This is a genomic window from Acidovorax soli (assembly GCF_014207955.1).
Taxonomy (GTDB): Bacteria; Pseudomonadota; Gammaproteobacteria; order Burkholderiales; family Burkholderiaceae_C; genus Acidovorax; species Acidovorax soli_A.
Genome location: NZ_JACHLK010000002.1, coordinates 696577 through 709831, shown reverse-complemented (window position 1 = coordinate 709831; position 13255 = coordinate 696577). Strand labels below are relative to the sequence as shown.

Sequence of the window (13255 nt, the reverse complement as noted above, 5' to 3'; positions counted from 1 at the left end):
TGTATGCGATGGCTCAGTCGAAGCAGATAGTGAGTACACCGAAAAGCGAGGTAAGGTGAGGCTGCCCTGACAGATTGGATCAAGAGCCAAGCTCGACATCGATCCACTGAGTCAATCCTTTTTCTTGCCAGTGTGAGAGGCCCGTGATGATCATCACGGGCCTTTTCCATGAGTGCGACTAAAGTGGCCCTAAGGAGCACGAATGAGTATCGCTATGAGACCGCATGTAGTTGAATTCATCCAAGCTATTGCGGCGCTTTCTTCCCCGCCGCAAGCGGTTTGGATGATCGGCTCGCAAGCGAACGGCTGGGCCACAGACCAGTCGGATACAGACCTCCTGGTCTTTGCGTCAGCCGAATTTGTTGACTCGCTGCAGAAGCGAGATGCTCCTGTTGGGATCGACTGTCTCGTCGTGTTCAACGGGAACGACTTCATCGACCCTTGGAGCAAGAAGTCGGGGTCGCTTGAACAATGGAGGTGGAAGATGAATTCGCCACGGAATGCTCAGTACATCGGTGCGAAGTGGGTGCCGGACGAAGAGTTCGGCGACCCGCTTGGTGATCTCGTTGAGCGTGAAGAGTTGGCCACTCGGGTGTGGCCTAAATAAGATCTCATTTGGGCGTCTGCGATACCCGGAAAGGATGGAACGTTATGGCTCTGAGATCGGCTCAAGGGAGTCGATCACCTTGTGAGCGTCGTCGATGGCTTGCCCGTAATTTTCATCACGGTCGTCGCAGTTGTAGTTGTCATTCAGAAGCTCATCTAGTTCGATCTCAACGTCCTGTTCTTCGATGGCTCCATCAAAGTCCGGCTTATCGTCGTCTGGGCGGTGCTCGTAGCCGAATTCGAAATCATCTTCATCCATCTTGAGGTCCTTGAGTATTGGAACCCTCATGTTCTAGGGTTCTGGTCCGCTTGGGAAGCCTCACCAGTTCGCCAGCCTTCGAGTCGAAGTTGATCGAACATGCTCGTCATGCACCAAGATGGCTCGACCTTGCAGGTTGGTTCTTTCATCTCGTAACGATTTAACGTTGTTGGAAGTCCTCAAAAGCACCCCCCAGGCCCGATCATTTAATCGGCGCAGCACGGGTGGCAATGCGGCCGAGCCCAGCGAGCGAGGGGCCGGCAAGCTCGAAGCACTACTACATCTCGCACTGACCGCGCGGTAAGAGGGCTCGACTGAAAAAAAAGAGGCCCAGGGATGTCTCCCCAGGCTCTATGCTTTAGCAGCCAGCAGCTGAAATCCAGTCACCAATAGGACCGAAGTTCTGACGGGTACCGTCAGCCCATACCACTGTCATCTGCCCTTCAGAGTGAACGTATGCCAGTGCTGCCACCAACGAGCCGTTCTTACCCCATTGGTCTTCAGGGTAGCCGATCTGGTAGGTGATGTCAGAGACGTATTCGCGGATAGGCAAAGCTGCCGCGAAGTGGTCCTTGAAGTGACGGATGACCCGGCCATAGGTGCAGACCACCTGCTGGCGAAAGGCCGCTGACATCTTGTCGCCACTTGGCGTCGTCACGACGGGAGTGGTCGGCGTAGGAGCAGGCGTGGTAGGAGTCGTCGGTACAGGAGTCACCGAAGACGTCCACAGGAAAGCACCTTCGTTGGCACGTGGAGCGTTCAGCACGTTGGTGGTCTGCGTAATCGAGTCACTGCCCTTGCTATACGAGCGCACATATTCGCTGTAGACACAATCACTCAGGAACGTCTGGTAGCGTGCATAGACGTTCTTCGGAGCACGGCTACCGTTCACACGCAGACCTGACCAGGTGAGCGACTGCTGAGGCAGCGAGCTGCACTGCACATTCGAAGGAGCCAGGTAGTACTCCATGACCATCAGGATGTTGGCAGGCAGGAGCCCCCCCACACCCTTGAGACCGTTGTAGTCAGGCACCTCGTAGCCACCGATGAAGGTTTCCACACCGGCAGAGTCCACGAGCCAGCCACCCCAACGGGTAAAGCCGACATCACCTGTCTTTGCTGGAATGATGCCCATGACAAGTTTGTACTTCACACCAGGCTTCCACTGGAACTTCATGATGCACATAGCGCCGTTGCCTTCGTGGCTGAAACGTTGGCAATGGGGCAGAGCATAGGGACGGACCTTGTGCGACGCAGAAGCATCCCACATGGAGAAGATGATCTTCTTGCCGTCGCGGTCGTCCTGCTGCAGGCCCATGTACGCGCCGCTGCGCTCACCCGCTTGAAAGCGGGTGTAGAACTGAGCGTAACTACCCCAGCCAGTCGCTGGAGCCGTTTCCCAGTTGACGTCCACTTCCATCATGGAAGCAGGCGACTGGTCTTCGAAATAGTGCTCAGCGATTTGCGTGTGGATAGGAACAGCCATCGGTTGAGCCTGGGAAGCCAAGCTCGCGACAGCAGCGAACAGAGACAAGAAAACCTTCTTCATGTACTTCTCCAAAAGGTAAGTTGCTACGTGCTAGCCAGATCATCAGGACTGGCTCTTGGCCTTCATTGATTTGCGCGAGAGGTAATAGAGGATTGCGCCGTCGGGCGCATTGAAGATCGCGTCGCGATTGAGAACTTCGCGCAGTCCACTGGTAATCGGCTGGTCCTGGTAGATCGCGGCCAACATGGAGTTACCCACGCCGTCCTGTCCGTCGACCGTGTACGGCCGGCCACCGAAGTCGAAGTTCACCGCCATGGCGTAGTTGCCAACACCGCCTGATTGGGTCAACTGCCACTGAAACACCACCTGGATCGTCCCATCGACCACGGCTTGACGACGTTGGACCGAACCTTCTTCCCACCGCTTGGTGCGCTCCGCGATGACTTCGTCGCGCTTGGCTTTCTCGTCTCGAATCAAGGCTTCCGCACTTGCGATGTACTCGGGTGTCTGAAACGACGCCAGCCGTTCACGCGAGAGCTTCAAGTCGTAGACGATGCTTGCCCTGGTTTCGCCCATGCCCATCGCGCTGGGTCTCCCTGCGTCAAAGTTTCGCAGGCGCTCCTCATCCAACTCCACGTTCTGGGCCGCACCGAGTTGCTTGGAGTACGCGTACTCGCGAGTTCGTGTCATGAACTCCTCGTCGCTCCCGTTGATCTTGGCCAGCTCCTGCGCGGCTTTCGCATCCAACTCGGCGACGTACTCCGCGATCTTGGCCTTGACGTCCGGTGCTGTGGCCAGGCACGTGAACTCCACATACTTCTCGCCTGTCTTGAGCTCCTTGCGCTCCCACTTCTTGTTTTTGCACCATTGGTAGTTATCCAACACCTTCTCAAACGTGGTGCCGGAATGGCGAGGGTAGGGCTCCTGCTTGGCGGCCTTGATGCCGGCGTCGGAGCACCCTGCGAGAAACACGACTGCAGCCGCAGCCGTCAGGCACCCGACTGAGCGCCAGTTTGGTTTGAAATCATTCATGGTTGAGATGCCTATCTAAGTTCTTGCGCCCACGGCAAAGCTGACCAGGCACGCGGTGACGCGCTTGGGTGTACCCGCAGAGGGTTAAATCAGGTTGATATGAGAAGCAAACTCCGTAGATGCAAATGTATCAGACGGAGATGCTCCAGGGGTGTCTGCCAAGCCCACGCCACCCACCCATTTGCCGGATCCCCAGAACGTTCGCGATGTGCTTGCGTACTGGATTCGGCTCAGGCGGGTAGAGAAGGAATGGTCGCAGGAGCGGTTGGCACTGGAGTGCGAACTAGATCGCACCTACGTGTCCGCCGTAGAACGTTCGCGCTGGAACGTGTCCTTGTCTAACATTGAGCGCATCGCACAGGCCTTGGGGGTAGAGCCCTGGACCCTGCTGCGCCCGCCTGAGCCGGAGCCCAAGTCGCGCAAGCGCAAGGCTCCCGCGCAGGCCTGACCGGCCCGCGCAGCCCGGCGCGCACCAGGCGTTTACCGCCGCACCGTCACCAGCGCTCCAGGACTGACCGAGATCAAGCCACCGTCCAGCGTCCGCAACTGCCATAACCGGTTGTCACCGGATGGGTGAGGGTGCAACGGCCCTGCAGGGGCGAACCGCGCGTTGTGCCCAACTCCCCAGACCGGAGAGCAGTGCACATCCATCAGCAGCATGGCCAGCGGCGGGGACGGAGTGCCATTGACCTCGCGCCACTCCAGCCCCACCACCAACGACCAGCGGGCGCCAGATCGCTCGAACAGTTGAAGCAACGCCAGCCCATTGGAGCGCAGCGCTCCCGCGCAGATGTTCCCCCAGTCGGGTAACAACTGCGGCCCATGCACCTGCACCTCGTGGGCTGGCAGGCAGCGGGACAGCAGCGCTGCAACCTGGTCCGGGTCATTGGCTTCCAAGGTATCGGACTTCGGGACCGGCCTCACCCTGGCTTGCGCCAGGATGGCCGTCGCCAGCGCCACGCAGGTCTTCGCCCCGCTCAGGTCTCCCTCGTGAGGAACGAGCGGCGAAGGCTCCCGCAGCAACCGCCGGTGCCGGGTTCTGCCATTGGGCAACTGCAGCCGGTAAACCAGTTCCGTCACGAAGCGGAGCCCGTACGCAAACTGCTGGTGCACCGAATCCGAAGGAGCCGGCCTATGCATGAGCAACCCCCTGCACTGTTGGCTCTCCTTCCAGCTTGCGGCTCAACTTCGTGCGCAGCGATGTTCTTGCCGGAGTGACTCTGGTGCCGTTGGCGGCCGAAGGGCCAGGCTGTTGGGTCTGGTCGTCTGCGCCCGGCGTCTCGTTCTCGAAGTCCGGATAGAACTCCTGAACGACCGTAGCCCCGTCCTCGTCCGATTCCTCAAACTCCCCCAGCGCCAGCCCCTGCCGCGCTGCTTCGTCCAGCGCCGCCTGGTCAAACCCGAGCGCCGCGGCCTGCTCCCGCTCTTTGCGCGCTAGCGCAATGACCTGGGGCAGGGTGCTGCCCTGCCGGGTCGTCAAATCCACGTAGTAGATCGGCGTGCCATGCGACAAGGTCGTCGACTTGCCCCGCAGCCGAAGCTCCAGAGGCAACGAAGCCAGCATGCCACCCGTGGCCGCATGCAGATACCGCAACCTGGACGCCAGCGTGCGAATGCTGTTGAACCCCGTGGTCCGGAACACAAAGCCCCCCATCTCGTCGCAGAAGGTCTCCTGGGCCTCCTGGGCATCAATCCGCACGTTTAGCCGCCCATAGGGCCTGCAGCCTCCTGCAGCGCCCACAGCACAGGCCTGAGGCCCTTCACAGGCCAGGCTCTGCATCCTTTGGGCCGAGACCCGCTTGCACGTCTGCCCATCGCCCACGCACAGCGGTCTCCCGGTCGACCGCTCAAACATCGTGTAGCTGGCCCGCAGGCTGAGATCCGGGTCATCGAACAGCAGCTTCACCGGAATGCTGCGCAGCTTGGCCGAAGCCTCCTTGCGCAGCACCTCGTCCACCGGATGCAGCACCCAGCCATCCCAGTTCTGCACCTGGCTGGTGATTGTGAAACCATCGTCCTTCTCGGGAAGGCGACGGCCGTTCTTCTCCACCACGCGCCCGATGGAGATCCGCCCGATCACGGGCGGGGTCAAGGCAAGACCCTTGAGCATGTTGGAATCCTTTCGAATGATGTTGTTGACCCCCCAAAGCACAACGGGCCCAACCGGTGAAGGTCAGGCCCGCTATGAGAAAAGGGGGAAGGGAAAAATGAATTGACTACGTCTGCACCAAAAACCGCCGGCTTCCCGGCTTGCTCACGGTGAACTGCTGCACCAGATCCGGATGGGCTGCCTGCAGCCTGGCGGTATCCAGAGTGCTGCCATCCTTGCTGCGCTTGAAGCTCACCTCCCCGCCATCGAACAGCGCCCGGCTGGAATCCCCCATGCGCTGCTGGATCGACTGCTTAAGTTGGGCTTCCCGCGCGTTGTTGGTGCTCAGCACTTCCCGCACCGCCAGAAGATCGGAGAACACCGCAGACATCACCAGGTCCTGACGAAGGTCCAGAGTGGCCCCTGAATCCCGGGGATACAGCGCTCGCAGCGCCGCATCCGCAGACTCCGACCCATCGGCCGGCGGCTGAAGATCCTGTTCCACGTAGTCCCAGAACATCCACTCCAGGGTGGCAAGCTGGTTGATCATGGCCTCGTCCCGCTCGATCCGGTAGATCTGCAGTTCCTGCCCGCCAATCAGCACCGCCACATCCGCGGCCTGCTTGCCGGTCACGGCCAGCTGGTGCATCACCTGCAGCTGCACATGTTCCGGAACCCCGTCCCGCCAGAGCCAGGCCCCCTGGATTCCGGCGGTCTTGCATTCCAGGATCTGGACATCGGGGGCCCCCATCACCTCACGGTCGATGTTGGCCAGCATCCACGAAAACTGCGGGTGCTGGAGCACCGCATTGACGCGGCGCACCCGGTTGCCCGTGCGGCGTGTGTAATGCGCCGCCACGATGGGCTCCAGCAGCGCACCCCAGTAGGTGGGGCTCATGTCGTCATCGGTCTCGGTGACCGGCAGCATGCCGGCCCTGCCGGTCTTCTCCATCCACAGCTGCAGCTGCGACTTGTGGGGACTGAGCCCTACGGCCGCGGCCGCATCCGAGCTGCCCACGCCACCGCGGCGCACCTGCAGCCACTGCTCACGATTCAGATCCTGGGTGCGCACCAGGCGCAGGGCAGGGCGTTGCCGCACTGCACCACCCCGCAGCGCTGCCACAGGGGATGCCAGAGCGTGCTCCGCTCCGGCAGGGACCAAGGTATTGGCCATACGAACTCCTTTGAAAAGCACCCCTTCAAAACCACCCCTCAAAAAGCACAAAGCCCCAGACCCTTCAAAAGGTCCGGGGCTTATGCCGTTGGGGAAGTGGGTTGAGATGAAGAGGTGAATTGAAGAACAGCCCAGAGGCTGAGATGAACGGGCAGCTCACGACGCCAGCTGCAACGCCTTGTCCAGCGCCCGCTGCTTGATGGTGGCCCCCTGGCCAAACCAGGCACTGTCCAACCGGTACTCCTGGCTCCGTGCCCGGCGCTCGTGGTCCACGAACTCGGTCACGGCGCACAGAAGACCCCAGGCCGTACCTTTGGCCGCCGAGAGCTCAGCGCCGCGGCCATGGCCCTCGAACAGGCTCTGCACCTTGCGCAGGGCCCGCTCGTTGACCATGCCGGTCGAGGCACCACCAGGCCCCTTGGACAGGGTGGTCGCTTCCGACTCGGTGGGGCACAAGACCTTGAGGAAGAAGTTCTCCACCTCCTTGGCCTTGACCTTGCGCTCGGACAGCGCCTTCATGCGGACCATGAAGCCATCCCATTGCGACACCGCAATCCCCAGCTGCTGCTTGACCGCCTGCGCGTCAAAGCTCCTGCTGTGAGGAACCTTGATCGCGCTGGTCGTGCCTTGCAGGGCGATGGACAGGGTGTTGTTGCAGACCACCCGCACGGTGGTCGGTGTGGCCGTGGTGGCCAAGGATCCATCGCACGACGTGGCCAAAAGCAGATAGCCCTTGACCACGTCATTGCCCTTGAGGGCCGACTCCTTGCCCGTGCGGGCCAGGGCCCAGAACTTGCGGCCGGCCTTCAGGACACCCGCGGTCTCCAGCTCGTATCCAGAGACCTCGGTCAGATCCCGGTAGAACTCCAGCACTTCGCGGGGCTGGACCACCTGGTAGCGCCCAGATACCACGGACAGGGGTGCCTTGGTATCGCTGCGGTACAGCACATGCTGCTCCGGAAACTCCATGAAATCGCCCATGAGGGTTGAAAACACCGATTGGCACTCGGCGTCCGAGGCCATGTAGCGCACGGGGGAGGACCGGATGGTCCAGTCCATGCCTGCTTCGCGGGCCCAGACTTCGATGGGTTGCTTGGGCTCGAGCTTTTGCCCGAGGTTGTGCCATGGGGTCTCGCCGACATAGGCCATGGATTGGAGAAGGTGTGCCATTGAAAGTGCTCCTTGAAGGTTGAAGAAGAAAGAACAGAAAGGGAAAGACCAAACCCCCAAAACCAACCGCCCACGGCAAAGCCGCCACCAGTGAGGGCAGCAACACCGTGTTCAGAGGGAAGGGAGGGGACGGGGGAAGGAGAAAAGCGAGACAGGGATCCGCAGGATCCGGATGGCCGACGTACGAAGTCGAGATGCCATCAGCGTTGGCCAGGGCTCCAACCGCAGGAAAGAACCTGGTTCAGTCAGGCCGGATGTGAAAGTGGTGGCCGCAGGAAACGCACTCCAGGTTGTCGAGCAAGTTCTCGTCGACAACGTCGCCAACCGCAGTACCGATCTCGCAGCCGACAGCACCGCCCAGCAGTACGCCAAGGGCGGCACCGGCAACGGTGCCCAGCAGGCTGCCAGCCGGGCCGGCAAGGGCACCCACCGCTGCACCCGCCTGGGCACCGCGAAGAGCGCTTGCTGCACCACCGGCTGCACCCGCCACGGTGCCAACGACACCGCCGGCACTGCGGGCGATGTGTCGGCCGACGATGCGGGTGGAAGAACAATGGGGACAAAAGACCATGGGAAATCTCCAGAAAGAATGGGCACGAAGACCCGGGGTGAAAGAAGGACGGGTGCAAAGAAACCAAGAGCACCGACCTCCTGCTACAGCAGACCGCGCTCCGCAAAGCTCACGAGCGTGGAGCGGGTGACCACGAAGTGATCCAGAACGCGCACCTCCACCATGGCCAGGGCCGCCTTGAGCGTCTGTGTCATGACCTGGTCGGCCTGCGACGGCTCGCAGTGGCCGCTCGGGTGGTTGTGGGCCAGGATGACCGCTGCCGCGTTGCGAGAGAGGGCCGCGATCACGATCTCGCGTGGATACACCGAGGTCTGGGTCAAGGTGCCGCGAAACATCTCTTCAACGCAGATGACCTGGTGCTGGGAGTCCAGGAACACGACCGTAAAGACTTCGTGCGGGCGATCTCCCAGCAGCAGGCGCAGGTAGTCACGCACGGCTGCAGGGCAGGACAGGATCGGCGAGGTGCCAGGCGTTGCCTTGCAGGCGATGAGATCCAGCGCTTGCTGGACGAGGGCAGGGCGGGTGTAGGGGGTGATGCAAGGGATGGACATGGGTATGGGGCTCCAGAAAGCAAAAAGCCCCGGTGCGAGGGAACCGGGGCTGGGTAGAGGGGGGGTGACGTCAGATCAGGGAAAAGCCTGGGTATGACTCGCTTGGGTGATATATGTCTGAGATTCTTTTAAATCGCATATTTCTCGAGCTGAGCCGGCACCCGTACTCACCCATATGTCGTAGGTCGAAATGGACACAATACGTTACGATTTCTGCGGCCAAAACCATCACTACAAACGGAGCGGGACGGAATGAAAAGAACGACAACCATCGGACGCAGACTGATTGCCGCTGCCGCACTCGCCGTTGGATGGGGGCAGATCGCCGCTGCGGCTCCACTTGCCGATCTGAGTGGCGCCCAAACGGGCCGTATCGAGTTCACATCGGCCACCCCTGCCCATCGCTGGGCGCTGATTCGGGGCAACCTGGGCCCGGAGGTGACGGTGTTCGGTGATTTGCTGATGCCGTCGCCGAAAGTCGAGGGCAAGGTGCCTGCGGTGGTGTTTTCTCACGGCAGCGAGGGTGTGAGCAGCCTGTACTTCGACGTCTGGGCCAAGGCACTCAACAACGCCGGCTATGCCGTCTTCGTTGTGGACAGCTTCAAGCCCCGAGGCGAAGACCGCGTGACGGGAACTACGAAGCAGTTGACCTGGAACACTATGGCCAACACGACAGATGCCCTCTATGCGCTCAAGTTGCTTGCGACACACCCGCAAATCGATCGCAGCAAGATCTTCCACATGGGTTGGTCAAGGGGTGGGCAGGCCCTTTTGGATGCGGCCTGGCCAACCTACCAACAACACGTCGTTCCGGTCGATGTGAAGTGGGCTGGTGGCGTGGCTGTCTACCCGGGCTGCAACATGCGCTATCGCGTAGACAAGCACAGCAAGCTTCCGGCCCCCATCCTGATGTTGCTGGGGGAGAAGGACGACATGACCCTGCCCAAGCCCTGCATGGAACTGGCCGACGAATACGCCGCGGCCGGGCTGCCTGTGAGCTACAAGGTCTACGCTGGCGCGACGCATGTGTTTGATCGGCTCAACCAGCCATGGAGGAAGTTCAACGAGGGCAACTTCAATGGCTGCTCGTTCGATGTGCGCATGCCGTACGGTGCAAACGATCCTAGCTGGGGCCCGGCCCATGACAAGTACTCAGGCAAAACCTTCACCGATCACAAAGAGTGGAGTTCCTATCTGGAGAAGTGCAAGCAGACCTCTTGGATCACGGTGGAGAGTAACGAGAAGGCCCGTGAGAAGGCAGTGCAGGACGTTCTGACTTTCCTGGGGGCTTCTAAATGAGCATCCGACTGATATTTGCGCTGGTCTTGGCCATGCTCCCAGTGCTGAGTCCGGCCGCACCCTTGAAAGACCTCAGCAGCGGCCAGACAGGGCGGTTCGAGTACGAGTCCATCACTCCACCGAACCGGCATCTCTACGCCCGTCAGTTGCTTGCCGGCACGACAGCGGCAACGATTCCCGCCGAGTTGTTGATGCCCAAGGGCCTCGCTAAAGATGCCAAGGTGCCGGCGGTGGTGCTGAGCCACGGCAGCGGCGGCGTGGAGAGCAATCTCTACGACGTGTGGGCCAAAGAGTTGAATGCCGCAGGCTATGCGGTACTGATAGCCGACAGCTACAAGCCTCGGGGCGTGGTGGAGACCAATTCCAATCAAGAACTGGTGCCCTATCCCGCCCATGTGGCCGACACGATGAACGCACTGCGTATGCTGGTGACCCACCCACAGATCGATGCGGCGCGCATTTTTAACATCGGATTCTCTCGGGGCGGCAGCACGGCATTCGACACTGCCTGGCCCACATGGTCTGACCCGGTTAATACCAGCACTGTGAAGTTCGCTGGACATGTGGTGTTCTACCCCGGCAACTGCAACATCCGCTACCGCTCCGATGACCGCGAGAAGGCGACTGCGCCCATCTTGGTCTTGCTCGCTGACCGCGAGCTGGAAGAAGCCCAGGACGTGGCGGTGTGCCGTCGCTGGTACGACGAACTGATCGCCAAAGGCAACAACATCCGCTACAAGGAATTCAAGGGAGCGCGCCATGCTTTTGACACGCTGAACTTCACCTACCGCGTCAACCCGCGCACCACCAGTTCCAAGAATTGCGACATGGAGTTGTACATGACCATGAAGGCAGGCAGCGGGTTGGGCAACAGCGTGTACGACTTTAAGAAGAAGCGGCCTTTGGCGACCGGCGCGGAGTTCACGGCGGCGGTCAACGAGTGCCAGGCGATGGTGCCAGGATCACGCGGAGGCGGAGATGCGAAGGCGATTCAGGCCGAAGCTGTGCGGGACACAATGGAATTTCTGAAGAACGCGCCATGAAGCTCGAGGCATGTTCTGTCTTGATCGCTAGCGGAAGAGAAAGAACGAGTAGATGACAGACTACAACACGACGATTCATCCTCTTGGCCGAGCAGCCGGCGCCGTCTTCACTTTTTCGCGGCTTTATGAGACGCACGGTCCCTTCACATTGAACGGTCACCGGCTAGACCAGCTAGTCAACGTGCATCTGCTGCTGGACTCAAGCACCTCCGTCACTACCAGCGCCACTCATGCCACGACGACTTCTGATGCGTCAGGAGTGCTTGGGCGAGCCGTTGTTGGAGGGATTGTGGGTGGTGGCACAGGAGCTCTGATCGGTGCCACCACAGGTGGCAAGACCACAAAGGCGACTTCTTCTGCCGTAGAGACCAGGAGCACTGACTTAACAGTCAAGCTTGAATTCCACGATGGCTACGCGCTGCACGCCATCATTTCGGATCAGCGCGCGTATCACTGGCTGCTGGCATTTGTCGAACAAGAGCCCGCCAGCGAAGCTGATCTTGAGGAGCAACGCCAACAGGCAGAGACTCTGCGTGAACGGACCATACTTGAAGCACGTGCGCACGAACTGATGCCAATGCGTCCGCTCAGCAGCATGGGTCCAGGACCAGTCATCCTGGGCGTCGGATGTGTGCTCGCCGTGGCTGTCCTTGCTGTGCCCATCTCCCTCGGGGTCGCTATCGGCATTTGGCTCGCTGTCATGGTAGTCCTCACGCCCTTGGTTACGGTGCTCGTGCAGAGGAGCAATGCCGAAGATCTCGCACAGGCGAAAAGCAAGTACGACGCGAAGATCGAGAGACTGATTGCGAGCTTTGATGAGAACGGCAATCCACCTCCTGGCGCTGTGGATCGAATCCGCAACGGGAGTGGCTTGGAGCAATAGATTGCCAACCCTGCGAGAAAAAGCTCACCGCCCGCTGATGCGGTTTGCTCGGTACGCTGGTAGGCACGATAAATACCCTATTGCCGGAGCAGTGCCCCATCGTGATCCGATTGCCGCAGTCTCATTGACCAAAGAGCTGCTACTGCCGTTGCTGGCACTCTGAGGAACTCGTGCTCTAAGTGGCCGAGCGACACACAGCGTTCACGTTCGCGAAGGGCGAGTCGAAAATGCCGATGCCTTACGGCGAAAATTTGTGCCGATCTCGATTGCACTCTAAAAGGTTAGAGGATCCACATTGAGGAAGACTTCCTTGTGGGCCTTCTTGGGCAATGGGTCAAGTCCCAGGGTGTATTGATCCATGGCGCCATTGTCTTGGATGTTTGGCCTGACGCTGAGGAGGATCAGGCGGGGAGGCTTTGCAGGCCATCCATAGGTGAAGACAGCGCAGAAGTGGTTTGAGGAAGGATGCCGTCATTGTCGTGTCGCACTACGGCTGCATCACCCATGTCACTCAATGGTCGCATGACATTAAGCGGCCGCTGGTCGCCAATTCCTTGAAATAGTCTCTGAACATCCGACGCTCACGGCTTCTTGTTTGATCGGCGTGTCGCGCTTGGTGGTGGTGGTTGCTGTGATACCGAACGATCTGCCTCTGTCTGGAGCTTCGCAATTTCAGCCTCTAGCTTCTCTTTCTGAAGCCTTGCGATTTCGTCATCACGGGGCTGGATGACCTGATGCCAACGAAGCGCACCGTAGAAACTGAGTACAAGTCCCAGTGCTATCAATCCGCCGAGGGCGTAGTTAGCCGCCATTTCATTGGACTGGGTGACTTCTACCAGTCTTCTGTTAAACGCCAACGTATCGTCCTCGAGCTTGGTTCGCGTCGTTCTGGCTTCGAGCCCGATCATCGCTTCTGTGTACTTGATCTTCTTCTCCAGCGAGGACGTGTAGACGGTCGTGAATGCAAAGATGCCTGAAACCACGAGTGCAAGCCCGAACAGCGCCGAGAACTTGTAGATGTTGTCGGTTGGAACTGGAAGAGATGGAGTCATGTAGTCTTCAGAGGAACCTGTGGATGGATGGTGATCG

Annotated in this window: 15 protein-coding genes; 6 read left to right on the top strand and 9 right to left on the bottom strand. The window is 59.9% G+C overall.

What is annotated here, in order from left to right; all coding sequences use genetic code 11:
• Nucleotides 1-202 precede the first annotated feature (202 nt).
• Entirely contained in the window at nt 203-607 is a 405-nt protein-coding gene (locus tag HNP48_RS07710; RefSeq protein WP_184856294.1) for a nucleotidyltransferase domain-containing protein, read from the top strand.
• A gap of 42 nt (nt 608-649) precedes the next feature.
• On the opposite strand, the gene HNP48_RS07705 is transcribed toward HNP48_RS07710, so the two are convergent.
• The 3 genes from HNP48_RS07705 to HNP48_RS07695 all read right to left on the bottom strand — a co-directional run bounded on the left by HNP48_RS07705 (nt 650) and on the right by HNP48_RS07695 (nt 3386).
• Nucleotides 650-865: a hypothetical protein gene (locus tag HNP48_RS07705; RefSeq protein ID WP_184856293.1), complete on the bottom strand. Its 216-nt coding sequence runs from the start codon at nt 863-865 to the stop codon at nt 650-652.
• A gap of 358 nt (nt 866-1223) precedes the next feature.
• Nucleotides 1224-2414, bottom strand: a complete 1191-nt coding sequence (locus tag HNP48_RS07700; RefSeq protein WP_184856292.1) for a DUF3472 domain-containing protein — start codon at nt 2412-2414, stop codon at nt 1224-1226.
• Between the two features lie 42 nt (nt 2415-2456).
• Complete coding sequence (locus HNP48_RS07695) at nt 2457-3386, bottom strand: hypothetical protein (protein WP_184856291.1); 930 nt, start codon at nt 3384-3386, stop codon at nt 2457-2459.
• Nucleotides 3387-3537: 151 nt separating this feature from the next.
• Here HNP48_RS07695 and HNP48_RS07690 point away from each other — a divergent pair, with 151 nt between their 5' ends.
• Nucleotides 3538-3834, top strand: coding sequence for a helix-turn-helix domain-containing protein (locus tag HNP48_RS07690; RefSeq protein ID WP_184856290.1), 297 nt, complete (start codon nt 3538-3540; stop codon nt 3832-3834).
• 32 nt (nt 3835-3866) lie between these two features.
• Here HNP48_RS07690 and HNP48_RS07685 read toward each other — a convergent pair whose 3' ends face one another.
• From HNP48_RS07685 to HNP48_RS07670, 4 genes are all read right to left on the bottom strand, one after another.
• The gene (locus HNP48_RS07685) at nt 3867-4466 is read right to left on the bottom strand and encodes a hypothetical protein (protein WP_221480114.1); all 600 of its coding nucleotides are present in this window, start codon (nt 4464-4466) and stop codon (nt 3867-3869) included.
• Between the two features lie 52 nt (nt 4467-4518).
• Nucleotides 4519-5496: a phage capsid protein gene (locus HNP48_RS07680; RefSeq protein ID WP_184856288.1), complete on the bottom strand. Its 978-nt coding sequence runs from the start codon at nt 5494-5496 to the stop codon at nt 4519-4521.
• Nucleotides 5497-5602: 106 nt separating this feature from the next.
• Complete coding sequence (locus tag HNP48_RS07675; protein WP_184856287.1) at nt 5603-6649, bottom strand: YqaJ viral recombinase family protein; 1047 nt, start codon at nt 6647-6649, stop codon at nt 5603-5605.
• Between the two features lie 156 nt (nt 6650-6805).
• Nucleotides 6806-7819 carry a DUF932 domain-containing protein gene (locus HNP48_RS07670; protein ID WP_184856286.1) on the bottom strand — a complete coding sequence of 338 codons (1014 nt, stop codon included), beginning with the start codon at nt 7817-7819 and terminating at the stop codon, nt 6806-6808.
• A 172-nt stretch (nt 7820-7991) separates the two neighbouring features.
• On the opposite strand from HNP48_RS07670, the gene HNP48_RS35155 reads away from it, so the two are divergent.
• Nucleotides 7992-8531: a hypothetical protein gene (locus HNP48_RS35155; protein ID WP_221480113.1), complete on the top strand. Its 540-nt coding sequence runs from the start codon at nt 7992-7994 to the stop codon at nt 8529-8531.
• On the opposite strand, the gene radC is transcribed toward HNP48_RS35155, so the two are convergent.
• Nucleotides 8474-8941 (bottom strand): RadC family protein, encoded by a 468-nt coding sequence (gene radC, locus HNP48_RS07660; RefSeq protein ID WP_184856284.1) that lies wholly within the window; start codon nt 8939-8941, stop codon nt 8474-8476. The genes HNP48_RS35155 and radC overlap by 58 nt on opposite strands.
• 252 nt (nt 8942-9193) lie before the next feature.
• Here radC and HNP48_RS07655 point away from each other — a divergent pair, with 252 nt between their 5' ends.
• From HNP48_RS07655 to HNP48_RS07645, 3 genes are read left to right on the top strand one after another with little or no spacing between them, the layout of a single operon-like run.
• Nucleotides 9194-10240, top strand: a complete 1047-nt coding sequence (locus HNP48_RS07655) for a dienelactone hydrolase family protein (protein ID WP_184856283.1) — start codon at nt 9194-9196, stop codon at nt 10238-10240.
• The gene (locus tag HNP48_RS07650; RefSeq protein ID WP_184856282.1) at nt 10237-11283 is read left to right on the top strand and encodes a dienelactone hydrolase family protein; all 1047 of its coding nucleotides are present in this window, start codon (nt 10237-10239) and stop codon (nt 11281-11283) included. The genes HNP48_RS07655 and HNP48_RS07650 overlap by 4 nt, the downstream gene beginning before the upstream one ends.
• 52 nt (nt 11284-11335) lie before the next feature.
• Nucleotides 11336-12166, top strand: a complete 831-nt coding sequence (locus tag HNP48_RS07645) for a hypothetical protein (protein ID WP_184856281.1) — start codon at nt 11336-11338, stop codon at nt 12164-12166.
• A 581-nt stretch (nt 12167-12747) separates the two neighbouring features.
• Here the strand turns inward: HNP48_RS07645 and HNP48_RS07640 are convergent.
• Nucleotides 12748-13218: a hypothetical protein gene (locus tag HNP48_RS07640; protein ID WP_184856280.1), complete on the bottom strand. Its 471-nt coding sequence runs from the start codon at nt 13216-13218 to the stop codon at nt 12748-12750.
• Nucleotides 13219-13255: the final 37 nt, after the last annotated feature.